We start from the raw sequence: 21165 nt of genomic DNA on the forward strand, positions 1-21165 counted from the left end.
TGTCGAGCCAAGGTGTTGCGCACGTGCCAGCAACATGGGCTGGGCGGGGTGACCCGAGCGGGTCAGCCGACCAGCGAGGCCAGCCCGCCCAGGTCGCGTACGCGGGAGTCGCCGACCAGGTAGCCGATGCCCCGGTGCAGGTGGAGGCGGAACTGGTTGGCCATCGACTCCTCGTCGAGATCGACACCGTCAACGTGGCATCGCCAGCGCACCAAGGCCCAGAGCTCGTCTCCGAGCGGGCCGGCGAATACACGCCAGGTCATCTCGACGTTGCTGTCCAGCACCAGCTTGGCCTGGGGTGGCGGTGCGGGCTCAGCCAGCGAGCGGCACAGGGCCCAACGACACAACACGTTCCACTGTGTGATCCCGGTACGCCGTTTGAGGGTGATCAGCTGATCGCGCGCGGTCTTGGTGAGCTTGACGTGTTCGACGCTCACACGGCCTCCCAGAAGTAGCCGTCATCGACGATGGTGGACTTGGACACGACGTCGTAGCTCAAGGTGTAGGCCCGGCCGACTGACGACCTGATGCGCTTCAACGCGTTCTGGTCGATCTCGGTGTCGGTGGACAGCAGCACGACTTGGTGGCTGGCGTGCGGGAAGTACCGGTCGAGCAGGTGCTCGCGGTGGGCGCCGTCGAGACGGCCCAGCGGGGTGTCGACCACCATCGGAAGCGGGCGACCGGCGGCGCGAGCTAGTCCCCACAACAAGGAGACGGCCAACAGCTGACGTTCGCCCGCTGAGAGATCGGCGGCCTCGATCTCACGCCCGTCGGGCGCGATGAGCTGCACCTGTCGCGTCACGGGATCGATGGCGACGGAAGCAACCAGGTCGCTCTTGCGCAACAGCACCGACAGAGCCTCGAAGACCAGCGCCCCAATCCGGCCGACGTGCCGCTCGCTAGCAGCGACTTTCAGAGAGTCCAGGGTCACCGCGACACGTTCGAGATGATCGATCATCCGTCGGTCGTCATCTGCGGCCAATCCCGCCTCGGCGGCGGCATCGAGGGCGCGCTCGTATGCCAGATCTGCGCGTTCACGTTCCGAGCGCAGCGAGGCCAGCCGGTCACCGGCTGCATTCGCTACGGCTTGCGCCTGGTGCTCGGCGGCCACCGCGGCGAGGTATGACGACTGGATCTCTGCGATGGCTTCCTCATCCGGCATGGCGACCAAGACCCGGTCAGCGGCGCCGAGATCATCGGCCAGCATGGATCGCCGCTCGTTGAGCGAGCGCAGTCGCACAGAGGCGGTCGGAAGGACCTCGTTACGCAGCGAGACCAACTTGGTCAGATCGCTCAACCCGACCAGACGCTCCATCTGAGACTCCTGGGCGCGTGCGCTGCGATCGGTGTGCAGGAACTCTTCGATCTGTGAGCGGACCTCACCTCCCACCTCCGAGGCATCCAGGAGATCCATCAGCTGCTGGTCACGCCCCAGTAGCTCGGTCAGCACAGTCTGCGAGCGTGCTGCCAGTTCTTCTCGACGTGCCTGCTCATACATGGGCGCTAGCAACTCCTCGACCAAGAGCATCGGGGCTGCGCCGGCCATCTCGGTTCGCATGTCAGCCTCGACCTGCTTGAGTCGCTCCTGGAGCGAGGCACGCTCTCGCTCGGTCGCGGCTCGAGACTGGGCCAGGTCGCCACCGGCCGCACGCCACTGCTCGGCGGTCTCGAAGGCGTGTTTGCTTGCGCGTTCGTGAGCGACTCGGGCCGCGGCGTCCTCCTCGCGCACCAGCTGCTCCTCAGCACGCAGCGCAGCGACCACGGCCTTCTTGTTCTCCACGACACCGCGCACCGACTCCGGAACGGCCTCAGGCTGATGACGTCGCTTGAGGACCTTGAGGTCGGCTTGCAGCCGGTCCACAAGCTCCAGGCCGAGCAGCGCCGAAAGTGCCGAGTCGAGCACCTCCTGCGAGCGTTTCATGTCAGCTAGCGCTTCAATCTGTTCGCCGTCGAAGAAGAACAGTCCAGCGACGCCTCTGGGCAGGATCGTCTCGACGAAGTCGGTCCAGGTCGAGCACAGGGCTTGGTCGAGACGGTCGTTGACGAAGACGACCAGGGACTCGCTGAGCCCCTTGCCAGTGGTGCGCCACTTACGACACACGCGGTAGTCCTTGCGCTCTGCGTCGTGAAAGGCATGGAACCTCAACTCGATCCGCGCACCCTCAGCAGGGTTGGCCGAGTGGTGGATGAGCCGACGCAGGTAGCCGTCATATCCTCCTGCTCGGCGCTGGCTCGACTGCGCCAGGGAACCGAACAGGACCAAGTGGATCGACTCAAGAATCGTGGTTTTGCCGGCCCCGTTCAGGCCGCCGATCAAGATGATGGGCTGCTGATCCGAAGGCGGGGTGAGCTCGATGACGTGGCGGCCGCCAAAGGTACCGACGTTGTCGAGAACGAGTTCGTCGATGATCACCGCGATGCTCCGTCAGAGACGTCGACCATGTCTGTTTCGGCCTCAACCCCGACGTGGTCGGTGCCATGGTCCAGGTGTTCGCGAACGAATCCCTCCACCACATCGACCAGGTCGATGCTGTTGTCTGCGACGTCGCTAGGGCGCGTACGGTCGCGAGTCTGCTTGCGGTGCACGGCGCGCTCGGTTGCGTCAGCCTCGTCGTCGTAGAAGCCTCGCTTGAGAGCCGTCTCGAGTGAGTCGAACAGGCCGGCCCGACGCGACTGTGAGCGCTGGCGCTGTTCGATGTCGAGCAGCTCGCGAACGAGCTGGAAGTGCAGAGGGTCATCACCGACGAGTCCCTTGAGGACGTCGACAGTCTCAGCCCCCAATGGCAAGTGCTCGTCGAGGACGCGACCCGGGTACGGCTCGCCCATTGCCGCGACGTAGATTCCCGGCAGCGTGTCCTCGAACTCGTGCTTCTCCACCACCCAGAGCCGGCGGATCTCCTCGAGCTCGGCAAGCGTGATCAGTTCGATGCCCTTGACCTCTTCGGGCGCGTTGGCACGCACGTGGGACTGGGCCTGCAACAACATGCGCAGCCAGTTCTCGCGCGCCGACTGCTTGTAGGGGCCCGGGATCGACTTCTCGCCGAACATCTGCACCGAACCGTTCATCCGCCGGAAGTCACGCAGGTGCCGGTCTTCAGGCTTGTCGAGCTCGTTGCGCAGATCGAGCAGGGGAAGCATCCACTCCTTCTCCTCGTCGTTTTGGATCATGGCCGCCATCGACTTGTCCTGGTCGACCAGGGTGCAGGTCCAGCAACCAAAGCGGCTGTCACCGCAAGACGGGGTCGAGGAGTCCACGACCAGCGGGCACTCGCCGTCCTCGGAGGCGCCCTGATACATGGTGAGCAGTTCCTTGTTGGAGTAGCCCCAAGGGTTCTTGTCCTGCATCAAGAAGGTCCATACGTCGTCGTTGGACCAGTTCTCCACCGGCGAATAGACCAAGCAGTTGGGCAGGTTCCCATTGGGGCTCAACAAGTCGCGCACACGCTGAGACTCCAACGCAGTCATCCGGGCGGAACGCCCGGCGCTCTCGGCCTTGCGGGTGCCCAGGACGAGGATCGCCTCCCCGTGGGAGCGGACCATGTCTCGGATGAAGGTGTTGGACGGCTTGATCTTGAGCCGCTCGGTGCACCAGCGGAACTTCGGCCGCGGCGCCGGGTAGCCGCGACCGATGAGGTTGACCCAGAACGTGTCGGTCACCGCCGGCGTCAGCCGGTGCGGGACCAGCGGCAGGTCTGCTCGCTCGGCTGCTGCCTTCATGACGTCGAGTGAGTGGCTGACCCATGCAGCAACGACCGGGTTCTCGACCAGAGTGTCGGTACTGATGACATGGACCGGCTTGGTCCGTTGCGCGGGCTCGAGGCCGGCCAGGGCGTTCCACACCAGCTGCAGTACTGCAGTGGAGTCCTTGCCACCCGAGTACCCCACTACCCACGGCACCTGGTCGGCCAGGTACAACCGCTGGGTCTGGGCTATCAGCCCTTCGACCGTTCCGGCGAACCCGTCGGCATCGAAGGCCGAACGGGCCCGGATAGGTAATGACTTCATGCTGCGCCTCCAGAGGCGAAAATCTCCTCGAGCTCGCGCTCCTCAGGAGGTAGGGCCAGGCCCAGATGGTTGCGGACGGCTGCGGTGGTCAACAGGACGTTGGCGCGGCTCTTGGAGACCTTGCCCGAGTGCAGGGCACGCCCGTCCCACAGCTTGACGTTGCTACGTCGCCAGTCGATGTCGGACAGACCACTCAGCGCGCGCTGCCATTTACCGCGGTCCTGTGAGGAGCGCATGATGCTGTTACCGACTCGACCCAGGGCATGCAGTGCGATGGCGTGGCTGTGAATGAAGTCCTGGCGGATCTCTCCAGCGCTGACCTTCGACTCATACACCTGGGTCCACTCGGGGAACTGGGCGCACACGACAGTCCAGTAGTCGGCTGCGAGGTCCACGCGACTCTCAAGCTTCTCGATGTCGAGGCCTTCAAGCAGGGACCGATGAGCGGTGTGGAAGCCGGACAGTGTGAAGAGCTTGCGGCTACGGGCGGCGAGATTGCTCTTCTCCATCTCAGTGAGATCTTTGAGAAGGGGCGATCGCCAGATCACGAGCTTGGTCAAGGCCGCCATCTCGTCACGCTGGTTGTACAGGATGCCGATCGAGCGAGCCGGTCGCACAGCGTGCTGGTTGAGGTCTGCGAACATCTGCTGACTGCGCGACAGGCCTACGTCGAGGAACAAGACGATAGCGATCGTCTCGTCGCCCAGATCGGGGTTCTGTGCCAGCGCCTGCTCGATGCCGGCTCGCCGGTGCTGACCATCATTGATGATGAACTTTGCGCTCATCGGAACTGCCAGCTTTCCGACACGACCGTCCACGTCCTCCTCGAACGGCTCGAAGTCGACCGAGGAGTCGACCGAGGCGGTCAGCGCCGAGAACACGTAGTCCTGGGGGTTGTCGGTCAGATAGCGAGCAAGTTCGGGCACGCGGGCCTTGTTCAGGGTGCGCTGAGCGCGCAGCTCGGGCGAGAGCTCCTCGTCATCGAAGGTGAAGAGCTTCGGAATGAGTCTCATCGGACACATCGTCACGTAGTACTCGCGTCCGGCTTGGACACCGCGGATGGCAGAGAAGACATACTCGAAGGCGCCCGATCCGCGCACTCTTCCCGAGCTCTGGCTGCTCGACTGGACCGTCACGGTCGAGGCCATCGCGTCAGTTGAATCCAGACCAGCCGGCGTCACCGCGGTTGCTTGGTCGTCTACCGAGAGTCCTACGCTGAGATCGTCAGTCACCGGATGAGCCGATCACACCGGGACGCTTGCATGTTCGTCATCCTAGATCCGTACACTTGCCAAATCAATCCGAACACCTCCCGTTCAGGTTGCATACTGGTTCGACACAGACGCTAAATGCTGCCGCCGACAGATTGCCTCCCATGGGCGGGCATCACAGCGGGCTGCCCGGGACGGCGTTCCGAACGCGCGACCAAGCTGTACTCGAGCGACCGACACGCAGACCGACAAGCAGACCGACAAGCAGAGGGCCATGACCGCGACGTACTTGGACTGCAACGCCACCACCCCGGTGGATCCGCGAGTCGTTGATGAGGTCACCCACTACCTGTGCCTGGAGTACGGCAACGCCGGCAGTCGCACTCATGGCTTCGGCCAAGCAGCCAAGGAGCGGGTCAACAAGGCACGCATACAGGTATCGGACCTGGTCTCGGGCAAGCCAGACGAGGTCGTGTTCACCAGCGGTGCCACCGAGAGCAACAACCTGGCCATCCTGGGTCTTGCTGCACACGCGCACCGAACAGGTAGACGCCACATCATCAGCACCCAGATCGAGCACAAGGCCGTCCTCGAACCTCTAGAGCGACTACAGGCGCAGGGCTTCGAAGTCACGGCGCTGGCGCCCACCCCTGGCGGATGGATCGATCCTGACGCAGTCCGACGGGCGCTTCGGCCTGACACCGTCCTGGTCTCGGTCATGGCAGTGAACAACGAGACGGGCGTCGAGCAGCCCCTGCGAGAGATCGCAGTGGTCCTCGGCGACCACCCGGCCTACTTCCACGTTGACGCAGCGCAGGCCTTCGGAAAGGTCGTGGCCCCCTTGCGCGACCACCGCATCGACATGTTGTCGATCTCGGGCCACAAGCTGTTCGCGCCCAAGGGACTGGGTGCTCTTGTCGCGCGTCGTCGCGGCTACGACCGCGTTCCGCTGACCCCTTTGATGGTCGGCGGGGGGCAGGAACGCGGACTGCGGCCCGGCACGCTGCCGGTACACCTGATTGCCGGGTTGGGAACGGCAGCATCGATTGCTGCGGGTGAGCACCAGCAGTGGGTTGCTGCCAACAGCTCGGCCAAGACGGCGCTCTTGGAGGACCTGAGCGCGCTCGACATCGTGCTCAACGGCGACCCCGAGCGGACCGTGCCTTGGACCCTCAACTTCAGCGTGCCCGGCGTCGACTCCGAAGCCGCATTGGTGGCCCTCAAAGACCTGGTGGCCGTCTCGAACGGGTCAGCGTGCACATCAGCCTCCTACGACCCCAGCCACGTCCTTACCGCAGCAGGCCTGCCTCAAGATCAAGTGGCGGGAGCCTTGCGCCTGTCGTGGAGCCATCTGACGCCCGCCATCCCAGGCGCGGAGATCGCTGCGCGACTGGCGTCCCTGCGGCGGTGACGAGGTCGGGGTGAAACGCCTGCAGCGTCGGCCCGTCGTCCACGCCGAATTGCATCGGCGTAGTTACGCCCGTGGCCGGGACAAAGCACCGAGTCAATGGAGACGTGCTACTTGAAACCGAGGCTCTGCAGGGCCGAGGTGAACTGAGCGATGAGTCGGTCGCGCTCGTCGTCGTTGAGATTCAGGTTGATGCCGGCAGAGGACGAACCGAGATCAGTGATCTGCGCGCCTTCACCCTCTTCGCGCAGTTGCAGCGCCGCCCGCTCGATGGGCGAGAGCAGGGCAAGGTCGGCGGCTGGATCAGCGTCGGCAGCTCGGCGATTGCGGCTCGCGCCCTTGTCGACGACTGTCGGGTCTGTTGCCGTGGCCATCTGTGGACCTCTTCTACTCTGCCGGAATTGAACTCGTGGCGTACCAGTACCTACCCGCGCGCCCTACAACGAACACGATACTCAGTGCTAGATGTAGCGCTACCGCGACCATCAGCATTCCCCACACGGGGTGCGTGAGCACCACGACACCCAGATCAAGTGGTTCATCAGTAAGTTCGACTTTTCCGGTCTTGAATGCTGCAGCCAAGACGGCGCACGCCGAGATTGCAGCCAGCGACAACGACATCGCGAGCGACAACAGCGACAGTCGTTGAATCGCCCCGGCATTGATGCGCGAGACGAGCCAGCCGGAGAGCAGCGTCGGGATACCGAAGAGCACCGTTGGCCACGTCCCGGGGGGGGGACCCGAGCCGAAGACCGTGTCGTGGAAGTGGCCCACCGTCCAGACGGTGACTGCCAAGTACAGCGACAGGAGCAGGCCAGCTTCCATGAGTCCGGGCGGACGTTCGCGCAGGGACATCCCGAGCGTCAGTGCTCGAGGAGTGTCGCTCCCGGCCGACTCATCAGAGGTGTCGCGCAGGTAGACGTGCAGGTGTGTCGGCGACGTTGACACGACGCGATCTGGCAGGAGTGGTCGTCGGCCGGCGGTGGGCATGGGCGAGTTCAGCAGACCGGGCAGATCTTGTTGGCTGAACTTGTGCCGGTGCACGTACATGCCCTCAGGGGCCTCGACCGAGAAGTGGTACGAGACGGTCTCGGTCGCCCGCGCCAGGTAGAAGAGGTGCTCTCGCATGTTGAGCCCGATCAGCGTGCGGGCCCACGTCAACGGCGTGTTCGACGCCTGCACCGGACCGAGCTGGCAGGACACCGTGATCTTGCGAGCGGCGTTCTTGTCGGACTTCGGCAGCAGGCACAGCATGAAGTAGGAGTGCGCACCAACCTGGGCCAGACCAATGAGCACCTCGCGCCATTGCTCAGCATCACCACCCGGGGCTGGGGTTGGTACCGAGGCGTCAGTGCCAGCAGCACCGGGTGGGTTTGCAGCACCGGGTGGGTTTGCTGGGTCTGGTGGGTGGCCACCGGGGCCAGGGGCAGGGCCAGAGGCAGGGCCAGGGGCGGGGCCAGAGGCGGGAACTGGTACCGCCGACTTGTGGATCGGGCTCGAAGTGAGGTCGAGGTCGCGAATGGCCTTGACCACAGCGGTGCTGTCGACTGGTCGTGGGGACGCCACCAGGCGCTTGAGACTCTGACAGGCCTCGCTCAACTCGGCGGGGCCCGGCGCTTGCGGGTCGGGAAACAAGGTCGTGAAGATGCCGTTGATGACGTGCATCATCGCGCCCTGGTTCTCGCGGTACGGCAGCGTCGATCCAGCCGAGCCATCTACCAACAGCTTCATCTCGTTGACCAGCACACGCTTGCGCTGGGTGAAGATCGGAACGAGAGCGTCTTGGCCAATGGTGTTGCGAACCGTGAAGGTTGTGGTGTTCTTCGTCCCCGCCAGGTTGATTTCGATCTGCTCCTTGACGCGGTCGAAAAAGCCGGATGGATCGACGAGCTGCGCGAGCAGGTGCCCCAGCGTGGCGCTGTCGGGGAAATTCGTCAGGTAGGTCGTCTGGGCCTTGTCGATGAACTTGTCGATGTCATCATTCGGAGCAACTTTGTCCTCGCTGGCGCGCATCGCGCTCCAGAGGTTGTTCATGGCGAATCGAGAAAGCCCGAGCCGAGCGACCAGTGACAACACGAAGGCGGTCGACCACCACCCGGACCCTGACGACTCGAGCGCCTCGGTCTTGATCACTGAGGCGGCCGCAAGCACCAGCGAGATGGCAAGAACGGCGTCGGCGACGATCTTGGCGGCTGTGAGCCATCCAGGCTCGCTGATCGTGGGACGAGCACTGCGCTTGACTCTAGGCACCTGCGTTCCGATCCGTGACATGAGCGAAGGTTCGGTGAACCCTCACCTGCAGAGACCCGATACTGACCGAAAGTCCAACCTGAGACCGCGATTTGCGGATATTTGTGTCAAGTCCCTCTTCAAACGGGAGCCGGGACGTCACGCTCGCTCGAGCGGCCAGCGACGGGTTGGTCTGCGCGGTGCCGTCGGAGTAGACCAGGGGCTGGGCACCCAGTCAGGTCGGCTCATCGCCTCGCGCCAGGGACTGACCCGGGAGCGGCGCTCCTGAGGCGACCGCGTCGGGCTTGGGTGCGCTCGATGAAGGTGCTCTCTACGAGAGTCGGCTAGACCTGCCAACCACAACAGGCACGGCGACCTGATCCCTCCTGGGCCTCAAGCCCACGACTGGCTCCTGGCCAGTCTCACGCGCGGGACGTTTCGGTGTCCCGACGCCCCAGGTTCTAGTCCTCGTCGAACTCGGCGTCCAGTGCGTGGTCCAGCTCCACGTCCATCACAGGGCCTGTCGACTCGCCCGTCTTGGGTGGAATGAGGTCTAGCGCCCGCATGTACTGATAGATCCGGGTGCCCTGCGTGGCGCTCAGGTTGTCGACCTGGCCGCCGTAGATGCGTTCGGACAGCTCTTCGCGACTCAGCGTCCTCGCGAGATCGCGAATAGTCTCAGCGTGCTTGACCCTTCGCATGAAGAGCTCGCGCAGCAACTCGACGTCTCCGTCGCGCGCATAAGCCTCGCCATCGCTGGTCAGGCGCACAGCATCATCATCCATTTCGATCAGGCCAAGCGCGATCAGAGTGCCGACACGACGCCGCGCGACCTCGGGTCGAGTGATGCTGGGGAAGGCTTCCATGAAGGCGTCGATGAAGTCCTCGACGTCAGGGTTGCTCTGAGCGCAGCGAGTCATTGTCAAGATGTGCTCGGCGTACTGACCATCACGACCCGACGGCATCTTCTCCAAGAACGCCGAGCTGACTCGGTTCGCACCTCGAACTCGGACCGTCTTCGCACTCTGCACAGACTCGTCGGCAATCTCGATGCCGAGTGCCTCTCGCGCATGAAGCAGCACCGATGGTGGGGTCATGAGGTTCAACCGCACGCCCCCCGACTTCGTGAACTCGGCGGACAGCTCCCGCCGCGGCCCGAACCGCTTGTTGTGCGGCATGTGCCACCAGTCCTCCTTGCGGTCGTCGGTCACGATCAACAAGGGCAATCCGCGGACGAGCGCCTCTCGGCATGCCTGAGCCCAGACCCGGTAGTCCCCGAACGGCTTCTCGCCTGGCTTCTTGTCGTCCTTGTAGCCGGGCGGGATCTCGGCCTTCGCCCGGCGCTGAGCCTCTGCGTCGTCGGCCCTGCAAGTGGCATCGTCCGGCGCAGCCCCCACCCGGCCTCGAAGCAGGGGAAGCAACTCGTTCAAGACCTCGTCGTCGGCGGCGTTGCGGGCAGCGTCGGCAGGGATTGAGGTGTCGAGCGAACGGACCTGCTCGGCGACCTCGGCAAACACCTTCTCCAGCTTGCCTCGAACCTCGGTCACGAATGTTGCCGGAGGCGAGACTCGGTTCTTCCACTCGTTGAGAACATCCAGCGCCATCGATGCCTTCTTCTGCAACTCGTCGGCGTAATGCTGTGACATGCCACTGGCATCGTGAATAACCTTCTCGCGCCGCTCCCAGAACTCGAAAGCGACCTGGTGCGGCACGAACAGCCGATCGCCGAATTTGGCCAGCACCTTCATCAAGTCTGAGCGGGTGCGCTCGTTGTAGCGGTAGAGGTTCAGCAGGACGTTGGTGTCCACGACGACCAGGCCCTCGGTCAGGTCGGCATGAGTCGATTCCGTCGTCGACGGCAGGTAGTACTCGAACCCGTCACTCAAGCCACCGTGCGTGCTCATCGTTCCTCCCCGAATATGCGCACATCCTCCACCACTCGAGCTTCTGCCTCCAACGCCCGAGAGGTGCCGGAGACACCGCCTGCTGCCCGCTGATTGCAGCGCGAGGCCCCTTGTCGACGAAGGAGTCTGGCCCGAACCGCAGTCTCAGCTCAGATGATTGCCCTTGGATCTCCCCGAGGCTGCCGAGGCCAGGTGTCTTCCCCGCCTCGGGCAGGCCGAGTCGCTCGACGCTGGCCGCTCGGCGTGTCCAGGTGCCCGCCCATGGCCTGCACATGGCGTGTCCTTGGAGTGTCCTTGTGTCCATAGTGTGTCCTTGTCTGCCAGGCCGATCTCGGCCATGTCACAGGAGCGTGCGAAAGTTCGGCATGGACTGCGCGCACTGCGGACACGTCGGACCAGCCCACGCCAGCGCCCTCGATCCCGACGCCAGTCCTCGCAATTTCTGCGACCACTGCATGAAGTGCTCACGCCTTACCGATGATGTGACCATCCCCGTGAGCCGGTTCCGACGCAGCCATTGGGACGTGCTGCACGAGGTCGAGTCCAGCCACGCACGAGCAGGATCTGAATGGATCCAACGCGATGAGCTGGTCAGTCGGCTGACCGCACGTCACGCGACGCGCTCAGCATCCTCAGATCAGTTGACTCACGTGGTCAACGACCTCGCAGATTGGGGGCAGGTGACCCGTACTGCGGGGATCACGCAGCCTGTGTCCGCGACGACCGCGAGGGCACGTACCTATGACGGCAACTGGGCGGTCAAGTTGACCCCGGCCGGCTCTTCTACGTTGTCCGCGCTGCCCAACGCACGGGTCCCCCGGTGAGGCGGCACTTGCCATGAGCGGTCGCCGCAACAAGCACAAGCCAAACCTGCCGCCGCTGCCGAAGCAGAACACCCCCGCCGCCACCACTACCGCCGCTGGTGATGGTCCAACCGGGGTAGTCGCAGGGAGTTCGGCGGGCGATGGCGGCCGGCTGGCCAAGCACACGATCAAAGAGTTCGAGGCGTGGAGGAAGTCACGACACGGCGCTACCGCAGGTCGTGGTTTCCACTTCCAAGATGCAGTCGGCGCCTGGCTCGCGGTCGGGATCCTCACCGGGACCGTCGACGTCGACCGGCTGGTACCCGAAGGCTTCGAAGATCTGTGCGGTGAGGGCGGCAGTCCTGTCGACTGGCAGGTGAAGTCGCGCCAGGATCGAGTTGGCGAGTTCCTGCCTCGTGATGTTGGCAAGTACGCGCTCAAGCTCGCGCGTGAACACCGCGCTCGCAGTTCCAGCTCGCGCGCGGTGCTGGCTCTGGAGCGCGGCATCAAGGACGCCGACGTGCCTGGCGGATCTGCCAAGCTCAACGACTTAGCCCTCGACCATCCACTCAGGCTCGCCTTGGCCGACCTGGTGGACGACGCCGGTACCTCGCAGTCAGACGTGGACGATGCAGTCGAGCTCGTCGAGGTTCTCATCGTCTCCAACGCGGCCGTGCGACGTGATGCGGTGGCGGCGCTCGCTGCGCACCTCGACGTCTTGCCAGCCGTGGCGGAGAAGGTGCTGCTCGCGATCCGGGACCGGGTATCGCAGTGCGTGGACACCAACGCGGCCGTAGAACTCAGCGAACGGGTCGGTGTCGACCGAACAGCTCTCGAGTCGATCGCTGAGCGCACCCTCGTCGACGTCGATCCGAGCGCTCTCGGCGAGGCGCTGTCCACCGGTGCATGCCACTCACTCGACCTCGACTCAGCACTGGTCGACGACCAGTACTACCTCGGCCTGGACGCTCAGCCAGGTCATATCGCGGCTGGTCTTCCCGCCCAGCGTCCAGACTTGGACGAGACGATCTCTGCCGCGCTCAACCTCAATCGCTGCGTGCTGCTCACCGGCCCGTCGGGGGTCGGCAAGTCCACAGCGATGTGGGCCGCAGCCGCTCACGTGAGCAACGTGACATGGTTTCGAGTTCTGCGCCTCGACGTTGCAGACGTCGAGCCCATCGCCCGTCTCGCAGCTGCGTTGCGCCCGTCCGCGCGCACACCCGTCGGGTTCTTGGTCGACGCCGTAGGACTGAGCGACGCGCCCGCGTGGGACCGGCTCGTGGACCGGCTCGCAGCCATGCCGCACGTCCGGCTCCTGGGGACCGCACGCACCGAAGATCTGGTCGCCCTACGGTCGTTGTCCGCCACGAAGACGGTGGACGTCCGGTTGGACGAGACTGTCGCTGCCACCATCTTCGAGGGCTTGAGGGCTTCAGGTGCCACCTCAGCCGCACACTGGCGCGAGGCGTACGACAACGCCGACGGACTGACCTTGGAGTTCACCCACTACCTCACTCAGGGGCGGCGCCTCGACGACGTCCTGGCCAGTCAGGTCAGGCGCCGCGTGCAGGATGGTCGAGACCTCGAGCTCAAGGTTCTGGCGTTGGTCTCAGCCGCTCATTCGTGCGGGCTCTCGCTTCCGCTCGCCGCACTTCAGCAAGCGCTGAGCGCAGACGACGCTAGCCTGCGCCTGGCCCTGGCTGCACTCGCCGACGAACACCTCGTCCGCGAGAACGCCGGGAACCTCAGCGGTCTGCACCAACTGCGCTCCCTTGCCATCGCACAGGTAGTTCACTCCTATCCCCCGCCGTCCAGGAGCGAGTCGTTCGCTGCGGTGGCGGCGATCCTCGGTGCCAGCCACGTCCCCCAGCTCTTCATCACCTCGCTTGCCCGTTGGCCAGAGCTGGACGAGGTAGCACTCGAGGCGTTGCGCAGCCTCCTCACCGATCCACAGACGCCTCTTGCGACCTGGACGGCGTCCTTGACCGCGTTGCGGATCATCGACTTCCGTCGCCGGGCCGAAGGCTGGACCGCAGCGCCGGAGTTCGTCGCTCTAGCTCCGGCCGACCGATCGGTGACGATCCAGTTCGCGATCGCGACCGCCGACGGCGACTCTTTCGACTACCTCAAGGACGAGATCCAAGCGGCCATCCCCCTGGTCCTGGACTCCCTCCGTGCCGCGAGCACGTTGCGCGACCGGCTGTTGGAGTCGGTCGGGTCGCAGGAACTGCTGGCACGGCTGATGGGGACTGACGAGGTTCGCCATGCTGCGGCTTTCCTGTCGGCGATGCGTGGCGCGCCGCTGCGACTGTCCACCGCGCTGGAGCCTGGCTCGGCACTTGGTCTTGCCCTCACCCGAGCAGAGCCTGACGAACTCGCCGAGATCCTCTACGTTGCAGCGCGGGTCACGCCGGACCTCGAGTTTGCCCGCGCCTTGCAGGACCTCATCGGCGGAGAGGCTGCTGTTCTGCAGGGCATTATGGATGCGGAACCCACTCTCCTCGAGGCGCGACGAGTGTCCAGGGACGGTGAGGAGGTGGCCTTCGCCAGACTCGTCCACCTCAGCGAGGCATTGGATCCCGACAGCGCCAAGACTCCGGTCCGCATCGCACGACTACTCCTGCGATCCCTGCCGGGCACCGTTGTGGCCGATGTCGAGACTCGACTGGCACGAGATACAGCGTTCGAGGTCAACGGCCACAACGCCCACCACTCAGGGCTCCTCGAGCGATATGCCCTCACGTCACTGGATGTGGACTGGAACGTCACGCGGTCGCTGGTCGCGCTCGACACGCTGGGGACGATGACTCCGACCGAACGCGCGGCTGCTGCAGTTGAGGCACTCGACCTCACCGCGGACTACTTAGCCAGGACGCTCGATTCGTGGGCGCGCCACCGGCGCACCGACGCCCAGGCCGCCGCCATCAACACGACACGGAAGCTGTGTCTCGCGCTGAGGGACGCTCTCACCGTGCCCATCGAATCGCGGGACTTCCTACAGCGCGCACTGCCGTCGGCGACCCAACGTGCGAGCAGCGTGATGCTCGGCGCCCAGATGCGAGGCGATGCCGAGATTCCTCGTCTGGTCGAAGAGCTTGAGGTGCGGCAGACCAACGACGACCTCACTTCGCTGATCCACAGCGTATGCGTCGTCGTCTCCAACCACCTCCAGAACGGCGACTTTCGCCTCCTGGCCGCACACCTCGGCACCGCGCGAGACATTGCCTTGGCATCGGTACAAGTCAACGAGAGATGGGATCTGGTCGACAGCCCGGCCGCGCCGGAGTCATTTCATCGAATCTCAACAATGCTGCAGCAACTGCAGGTCGTTGCTGGGGCACTGGCCTACGGCGGCCTGCCCCTTCACCAACTCCAGCGCGAGGCTCGACGCACCAACCGCGACTCGCCCATGACCAACGCCTTCTCATTCGCAGATCGTTTCTCTGCAAATTGGCTCGCGGGTCGAATCGATTCACTTATCAATCAGGGTAAGGAGCGGGGAGTCTCTCTCAGCGTCGAGACAACGAAGACGCACGATCCCGACGCCTATTGGCCCGAGTATGACGTCGTGGTCCTCGTCCACATCGAAGATCTAGACGCCCTGGCGAATGCACTGGCGGTCGTCGACGAACTGGTTCTGGAACTGCGCAGTCATGGCAACTTCGCTGAGACGCTGGCCCTACCGGTGGTAGGCGACTACAGCGTTGCCAAGCTTGCGCGGCGGGTCGTCTCCTCTGTCTGGCCCGGCGAGCCTCAAGTCGAACAGTGGGCATCTGTCATACCGCCCATGGCGCCGACCCCTGTCACTGATGCCGTCGCCGCATTCACCAACGCCCTTACCGAACTGTCGAGCGTGGCGTACCTGGCTAGCAGGCGCGACCTGGCACCAGCAGTGGTGGACCTACGAGAGCGCGCCCAGGCCTGCTGCACCGAAGCGATGGAAGTCGTCAGCGCCCTCGGACCGGACCCGATCATCGATGACATCCACGAGGAGTTGCGCCGCCTCTCAACCCTCGTGCACGACGAGGTTCTGAACAGTCAGCGCGGGACCGGGGCTACGCGCGCGCCCGGCATGTGGGCCTCTGAACTCGGCGAGATTCTTGGTGGAGCCGACAACGAGCTGAACAGCACGTTGATCCCGCTGCAGGAGGCAGCGCTTGGCTGGGACCTCCAGCGTCTCATCGACCGTGCGACTTAAGGACATACGGGCCCGACGCGCCGGCGTCGAGCTCGTCGGTGGCTATGAATCCCAGGACGCGGAAGACAGAATGCGAGCGACCGCTTACCGCCAGCAGAACCGATTGGCTGGAGCGAGTCAGCAACGGAGGGCTGAGCAATGAGTGTGCAGTTTGTCGCTAAGTCGAACACCGGTCGCGAGCTTTTCTCGGCTGCCCGGTTCGACATCCCGATCTACCAGCGGGACTACGCCTGGGAGAGTGAGGAATACCAAGCGCTGTGGGAGGACCTCCAAGGAGGACTCGACGAGGGCGGCTACTTTCTCGGGCTCATCATCCTCACCCAGTCATCGCCCCAAAGCCCGCGCGAGGTCGTCGATGGACAGCAGCGCATCATCAGCATCTCATTGCTAGCCGCCGCCCTTCGTGACAAGGCGATGGACGACGGACGCACGATCCTCTCCTCAGAGATCGAGCGAGACTTCCTCAAGACCCTCGACATGCAGAATGACGACTACGTGCCTCGCGTGACTTTCAGCGAAGACGACGACGCCACAGTGTTCAACGCAATCGTGGATGGCACCTTTACCGGCGACCGCAAGTCCCATCCGATGGCAGCCGCGTACCACCACTTCCGCGACCAGCTGGAAGACGATCTGGAACAAGATGGATTTCAGCGCCTGGGCGCGTGGACGACTTTCCTTCAGGACTACCTCTATTTCGCGGTATTCACGCACCCCGACCCCTCAAGTGCCTACACGGTCTTCGAGGTGGTCAACACGCGCGGACGCAACTTGGCTGACGCAGACCTGATCAAGAACAGCCTTCTTCGACTGACTGACGAGAAGAAGCGCATGGACGTCTATACGCGCTGGACGCGTCTGGCGACATCGTTCGACGAATATCACGAGAACACGTTCGTCCAGTTTGTGCGCCACGTGGCGATGCTCCGTCGGGGATACATCTTGCCGAAGGAGCTGCACAAGAAGGTGACGAAGAACGAGGGACTCACACACTTCGACACACTTCTGCCCGATCTCGAAAAGCACCTCGATCTTTATCTACAGATCGTCGACCCAGCGAACGGCGGCCCCGCCTCCGACGAGGCTTCCCGGGCATTCGCCGGGTTCAACGCGCTCGGCGTCAGTGCTGTCCGGCCACTGCTGCTGGCACTCGGACCAGAATCTGACGACGACTTCGAGTACGTCCTGCGCATTACCGTTCAGATCGTTGCCGGCGGGTCTTTGGGCGGAGTGAATCTCGAGCGCAAGTTCAGCGACGCCGCAACGAGTGCGAGGTCGCGCAAAGCTTGGAAGTCCACACTCAAGAAGTCCGCACCGAGTGCGGAGGACTTCGTGGCTGACGTGGCACGGCGCAAGATGCGCAAGTCAGTGCTGCAGCTGCTCCAACGTTCGATTCTGCAAGGCACCGTTCTCCCGACCGAGGACGACCACCTCCAGTTCATCCGCCCGGCGGTCGCTCCGAAGTGGAAAGACTTCTCCGATGCTGAGTTCACCGAGTCGGGCATGACGCTGGGCAACACCTTCATGACCGAACGCGCGCGTCGACCAAAGAACTGTCAGACCTGGGAGCAGGTCAAGAGCGACCTTCTGCCACTGGCGAAGGACACCGAGCACAAGCGACGATTGAGCCGTCAGTCGAAGTGGACTCCGAGGGAGGCCCGGACTCTCGGCGCATACCTCGCAGAACGGGCCTCTGATGTCTGGTACTGAGCAGGGCACACCTGGAACGCCTGCAAAGAAGAGCACGCCGAGGAAGCGCTCCAGTGCTACGAAAAAGGCGACGACCCCGCGCAAGACGACGGCCAATCGGTCCACGCCCGGCCCCGGCGACACGCCCGAGAAGACCGAAGAGTCTGCCGCTGACGTCGGGCCGGATGCGGCCGCTGCAGTAGATCCCGAGGCCGACGGCACGCCATCCACCACGCCTGTTGAGGCCACGACGAACGCGCCCGACACAACGGCGACAGCAAGCCCGCTGGTGTCAGAGTATGTCACTGACACTCGGCCTTCGCACGTAGAGCGAATCCGGGCTGTCCTGGCCGGCGAAGTCGCAATCGATAGCAAGAGCGCGGTGTCCAACGCACTGGGCGCCGCGGCCACTCCTGTCCGGCCACCCGGGGACCGAGTCGCGTTCGGGCTCGACGCAAACATCATCTTGAAGCTGCACACGCGCTCCCTTGAGGCCGAGTACCTCGGCTCGAAACACGCCGGCCTCCTCGTGATGCCCGCCCAAGCGGTCCAAGAGTTCTGGAACAACAAGTCGTCGACCGAGAACGTCGCGAAGTCGGTGAGAGACGCCTTCAAGAGATTGGACGGACTCATCAAAGACTTGGAGCCGGGGCACCAAGAATTCCAGGGAGCATTCACGACCCTGCTTGACGAGTTCGAGAACAGCGCCAGCCACATGTGGGCACCTGACTTTCGCGCGAAGGTCGAGAGCACCTTCAACGCGTTGGCCGCGCGTGCTCACGAACCGCGGTTCCCGAAGTCGGCACTCGCCCACATCTCCCACGAACGCCAGATGACCAAGACTCCCCCTGGCTTCAAGGACACCGGGAATGGCGACCTGTATGTGTGGGCTGAGTTCCTTCTCGGTCTGATGCACGGACGTGAGGACGGACAGGATTTCGACCTGGCGGTCCTCATCACCGAGGACAAGAAGGCCGACTGGGGCAAGAACGGAGAGGCTCACCCCGTGCTGGTGGCAGAGGCCGCCGAACTGCTCGGAGTGCCATTCGAGACCTGGGACCTCAAGGAGCTCAAAGAGTTCGCGACGTCGGCGTCCTGAGCCGCACCTGCAACCGCGCCAGCGCGCGGTCCAGCGGATGGGCGAAGTCGTACATGACGCCGTCGAGTACAACGACCAGTCCGCCGGGGCCGCTCCAACCCGCAAGGTGCTCGCACAGCAGAGCGAGCACTCCGGGCATCTGGACTGCTCGGGCGACGTCGGTGACCAAGAGCGTCGCCGGACGCTGACTTGCGAACGCCTCGGCGATAGGCACCCCGGCGGCATCGAGCAGCAGAGTGCCTCGGCTTGTCACCACCCACCTATCCGGAGCCTGGCTCGCGACGCGGCCGCTGGCCCGCAGGCTCAACGTTCCGCGCCCGTCACTGGGGCGACCGGGCCGCGTGCTGAGGACTGAACCGACCCGCTTGTGGGGTCTCGGAGAACTCGTCATGTTGAGATGTATACGTCCTAGACGTATACGGCGTCAAGCCTCCGGCCCCGCAGCGACACGCCACGAGCCCGCGCCCGGTTCCCTCAGGGACCAGGCACGGGCTGGTCGTTTCAGCGCAGCTCCTCGACCCTCAGTCAGGCGGGTCCGTCATCCTGCGGGCTCGTTCGACCCGGGCATCGATGAGAGGCAGGTAGCCAGCATCGCGCTCGATGCCGATGACCGACATGCCCTCGCGTAGAGCCGCCTCGACTGTCGTCCCCGACCCGGCGAAGGGGTCGAGCACGATGCCGCAAGGCGGGGTCACCAGCCGCACCAGCTCACACATCAAGACCAACGGCTTGACAGTCGAGTGCGAGACTCCGTCGACCTCGGGCCGTTCACGCCTGGACGCCTTCGGCGAGAAGAACAGGCGCCCGGACTTACCGAGTGCCTCCGCGACGTCGTCACTGACCAGCATGTTGCTCGGCCACCGGTCCTCGGAACCGAAGTGGGTCTCGCCCAGGTTCATCGCGCCGGTGCCGAACCGGGCGACGTTGCTGGCCACGGTGCCTTCGAAAGGACAACGTGCCAGCACGGCAAACTCAGTCGCGGGACGCAGCGTGGTGCCCCAGCCGATGCGCTTCCCGTTCTCGTCCAGCAGGTTGAGCCCGTTCGACACGCCGGCTCCGTGTGCCCACACGATGAGGTCGCGGACCTGGAAGCCAGCCTCTTGGCACGCGCTGACGAGCAAGTGGATGGTCTGCGCGCCGGCGAAGGCCACCAGATAGCCTCCTGGCAGCAGGACCCGCAGGCGCTGCGCGGTCCAGTCAGCGCACCATGCCTTGAAGACCTCTGGGGAGTTGTCGGCGTAGCCACGCGAGTGGGTCGCCCTCTGGTGGTAGTTCTTCGACAGTTGCCCGAGCATCTGGCCTTTGGAGTCGAGTGCGTAGGGCGGGTCGGTGACCACCGAGTGGACGCTGGCGTCGCGAATCTCGCGCAGGTTCGCCCATGCATCGCCTTGAACGACTCGCACGAACGCTGGTGCCGGTCTCGCCGGAATCGACATGTGGTCGCTGGGCTGGTCGCTGGGCTGGTCGCTGGACGCTTCGGGGTCCGCGGCGGTGGACTGGATGTAGTTCAAGGGGTTCTGCCTCGTGTCTCGGTACAGCGCGAGCGAGGAGCGAGTTGTCCTCACCGGCTCCTGTGCCGTGGCGCGACCGACGCCTCGTCAGTACTTCTCGAGGGCGCGGTGCAGTGCGGTGTCGTGCGGACCCACGTCGACGCCGCGGACCCAGCTCCCAAAGGGCGCATGGCTACGCACCGATTCACCGTGCGAGCCGCGCGCGCACGCGGATGCAGCTGTTCGCCAGCAACCCAGAGGGAACGGCTGAGCGCCAGGGAGCGCGTGGAGGCCCCCGCCGGACACATCGGTGGCGGCTCGAACGAGCCCCGTCTGCAAGGGCAGGTGGAGCACCCCAAGGAGACAGACATGAACGACTCAGACTCATTCCGCAACGCAGGTCACGACGCCGGTCACGACGCCGGGCACGACGCCGGTCACGACGCGGGGCGCGACGCGGGCCACGACGCGGACCACTGCGGTGGCGTCCCCGAGCGGGCCAGTGAGCCCGGCGAGAACCACGACGGTGGTCGCGATGCGCTAGACCCGCGAACGGCAATGGCATTCCACGTGGCCGGGCACTACTTCGCGGTGTGGTCACCGGTGCTCGAGATGCCGTTGGCGACGCTGCGCTCGTCAGTCCACGTCGCAGACAAGCACGGCGCGTCGACCCACGTGCTGGCGGCCGCGAGCCTGGACCACTTCCGTGAGTTCGCCATCACCGTCCTGGTCGACGCAGCGGCACGGTTGAGCCAGGCAGGTGCACGCGGGGGCGCTCACCAAGGAGCGGACTTCGACGAGGGCGCGATGCGCCTGACGGCCCTTGCGTGCCTGACCGGCGAGAACTGCATGTACGCGCCCGAGCAGGAACTCGTGCGCATCCGTTTGGACGACGCTGCGTGGATGTCCGTCGCGGTCGCCGAGGTGTCGAAGTGGTGGCCTGGCATCGCTGCGCTCGCCGACGCGCTCCTGACCGTCGAAGCCGCGCTCGACGGGCTTGAGGTGCACCGCCTGCTGCTGACGGGTTCGAAAGTTTCTCGCCTCTGAGGTGCATTCGGGTGCAGCGGCCGCGAGGTGCCGGACACGAAGGGGTCAGTCGCAAAGACCCCGCCGAAGTCACTGAGACCCA

At 64.6% G+C, this 21165-nt stretch carries 13 protein-coding genes; 5 read left to right on the top strand and 8 right to left on the bottom strand.

Features of this window, described 5'->3' with window-relative positions:
• Window positions 1-62: 62 nt before the first annotated feature.
• From dndE to dndB, 4 genes are read right to left on the bottom strand one after another with little or no spacing between them, the layout of a single operon-like run.
• Entirely contained in the window at window positions 63-437 is a 375-nt protein-coding gene (gene dndE, locus ABFT23_RS02010; RefSeq protein ID WP_347892200.1) for a DNA sulfur modification protein DndE, read from the bottom strand.
• A complete protein-coding gene (dndD, locus tag ABFT23_RS02015) occupies window positions 434-2413 on the bottom strand; it encodes a DNA sulfur modification protein DndD (protein WP_347892201.1) in 1980 nt (659 codons plus the stop codon). The genes dndE and dndD overlap by 4 nt, the downstream gene beginning before the upstream one ends.
• Window positions 2410-4005, bottom strand: coding sequence for a DNA phosphorothioation system sulfurtransferase DndC (gene dndC / locus ABFT23_RS02020; protein WP_347892203.1), 1596 nt, complete (start codon window positions 4003-4005; stop codon window positions 2410-2412). Before dndC ends, dndD begins: the two co-directional genes overlap by 4 nt.
• The gene (dndB, locus tag ABFT23_RS02025) at window positions 4002-5237 is read right to left on the bottom strand and encodes a DNA sulfur modification protein DndB (RefSeq protein ID WP_347892204.1); all 1236 of its coding nucleotides are present in this window, start codon (window positions 5235-5237) and stop codon (window positions 4002-4004) included. The genes dndC and dndB overlap by 4 nt, the downstream gene beginning before the upstream one ends.
• Before the next feature lie 253 nt (window positions 5238-5490).
• Here dndB and dndA point away from each other — a divergent pair, with 253 nt between their 5' ends.
• Complete coding sequence (gene dndA, locus ABFT23_RS02030) at window positions 5491-6627, top strand: cysteine desulfurase DndA (RefSeq protein WP_347892205.1); 1137 nt, start codon at window positions 5491-5493, stop codon at window positions 6625-6627.
• Window positions 6628-6734: 107 nt separating this feature from the next.
• Here dndA and ABFT23_RS02035 read toward each other — a convergent pair whose 3' ends face one another.
• The 3 genes from ABFT23_RS02035 to ABFT23_RS02045 all read right to left on the bottom strand — a co-directional run bounded on the left by ABFT23_RS02035 (window position 6735) and on the right by ABFT23_RS02045 (window position 10757).
• Window positions 6735-6998, bottom strand: a complete 264-nt coding sequence (locus ABFT23_RS02035; protein ID WP_347892206.1) for a hypothetical protein — start codon at window positions 6996-6998, stop codon at window positions 6735-6737.
• 13 nt (window positions 6999-7011) lie between these two features.
• A complete protein-coding gene (locus tag ABFT23_RS02040) occupies window positions 7012-8895 on the bottom strand; it encodes a hypothetical protein (RefSeq protein ID WP_347892207.1) in 1884 nt (627 codons plus the stop codon).
• 419 nt (window positions 8896-9314) lie between these two features.
• On the bottom strand, window positions 9315-10757 hold the full coding sequence (locus ABFT23_RS02045; RefSeq protein WP_347892208.1) for a PIN-like domain-containing protein: 1443 nt from the start codon (window positions 10755-10757) through the stop codon (window positions 9315-9317).
• A gap of 837 nt (window positions 10758-11594) precedes the next feature.
• Between ABFT23_RS02045 and ABFT23_RS02050 the strand changes: the two genes are divergently transcribed.
• The 3 genes from ABFT23_RS02050 to ABFT23_RS02060 all read left to right on the top strand — a co-directional run bounded on the left by ABFT23_RS02050 (window position 11595) and on the right by ABFT23_RS02060 (window position 18546).
• Window positions 11595-15758, top strand: a complete 4164-nt coding sequence (locus tag ABFT23_RS02050; protein ID WP_347892210.1) for a hypothetical protein — start codon at window positions 11595-11597, stop codon at window positions 15756-15758.
• 138 nt (window positions 15759-15896) lie between these two features.
• Window positions 15897-17468, top strand: coding sequence for a DUF262 domain-containing protein (locus tag ABFT23_RS02055; protein WP_347892211.1), 1572 nt, complete (start codon window positions 15897-15899; stop codon window positions 17466-17468).
• Window positions 17455-18546, top strand: a complete 1092-nt coding sequence (locus ABFT23_RS02060) for a PIN-like domain-containing protein (protein WP_347892212.1) — start codon at window positions 17455-17457, stop codon at window positions 18544-18546. Before ABFT23_RS02055 ends, ABFT23_RS02060 begins: the two co-directional genes overlap by 14 nt.
• A gap of 521 nt (window positions 18547-19067) precedes the next feature.
• On the opposite strand, the gene ABFT23_RS02065 is transcribed toward ABFT23_RS02060, so the two are convergent.
• A complete protein-coding gene (locus ABFT23_RS02065; RefSeq protein ID WP_347892213.1) occupies window positions 19068-20057 on the bottom strand; it encodes a DNA-methyltransferase in 990 nt (329 codons plus the stop codon).
• Between the two features lie 348 nt (window positions 20058-20405).
• Here ABFT23_RS02065 and ABFT23_RS02070 point away from each other — a divergent pair, with 348 nt between their 5' ends.
• The gene (locus tag ABFT23_RS02070; protein WP_347892214.1) at window positions 20406-21083 is read left to right on the top strand and encodes a hypothetical protein; all 678 of its coding nucleotides are present in this window, start codon (window positions 20406-20408) and stop codon (window positions 21081-21083) included.
• The last annotated feature ends 82 nt before the right edge of the window (window positions 21084-21165 follow it).

Origin of the sequence: Nocardioides secundeburneus (assembly GCF_039939255.1) — a bacterium.
Classification (GTDB): Bacteria; Actinomycetota; Actinomycetes; order Propionibacteriales; family Nocardioidaceae; genus Nocardioides.

Coding starts and splice junctions, on each gene's coding strand:
- dndC (WP_347892203.1), bottom strand. CDS start 4,005: ATGAAGTCATTACCTATCCGGGCCCGTTCGGCCTTCGATGCCGACGGG.
- ABFT23_RS02040 (WP_347892207.1), bottom strand. CDS start 8,895: ATGTCACGGATCGGAACGCAGGTGCCTAGAGTCAAGCGCAGTGCTCGT.
- ABFT23_RS02050 (WP_347892210.1), top strand. CDS start 11,595: ATGAGCGGTCGCCGCAACAAGCACAAGCCAAACCTGCCGCCGCTGCCG.
- ABFT23_RS02060 (WP_347892212.1), top strand. CDS start 17,455: ATGTCTGGTACTGAGCAGGGCACACCTGGAACGCCTGCAAAGAAGAGC.
- ABFT23_RS02045 (WP_347892208.1), bottom strand. CDS start 10,757: ATGAGCACGCACGGTGGCTTGAGTGACGGGTTCGAGTACTACCTGCCG.
- ABFT23_RS02035 (WP_347892206.1), bottom strand. CDS start 6,998: ATGGCCACGGCAACAGACCCGACAGTCGTCGACAAGGGCGCGAGCCGC.
- dndA (WP_347892205.1), top strand. CDS start 5,491: ATGACCGCGACGTACTTGGACTGCAACGCCACCACCCCGGTGGATCCG.
- ABFT23_RS02055 (WP_347892211.1), top strand. CDS start 15,897: ATGAGTGTGCAGTTTGTCGCTAAGTCGAACACCGGTCGCGAGCTTTTC.
- ABFT23_RS02070 (WP_347892214.1), top strand. CDS start 20,406: ATGAACGACTCAGACTCATTCCGCAACGCAGGTCACGACGCCGGTCAC.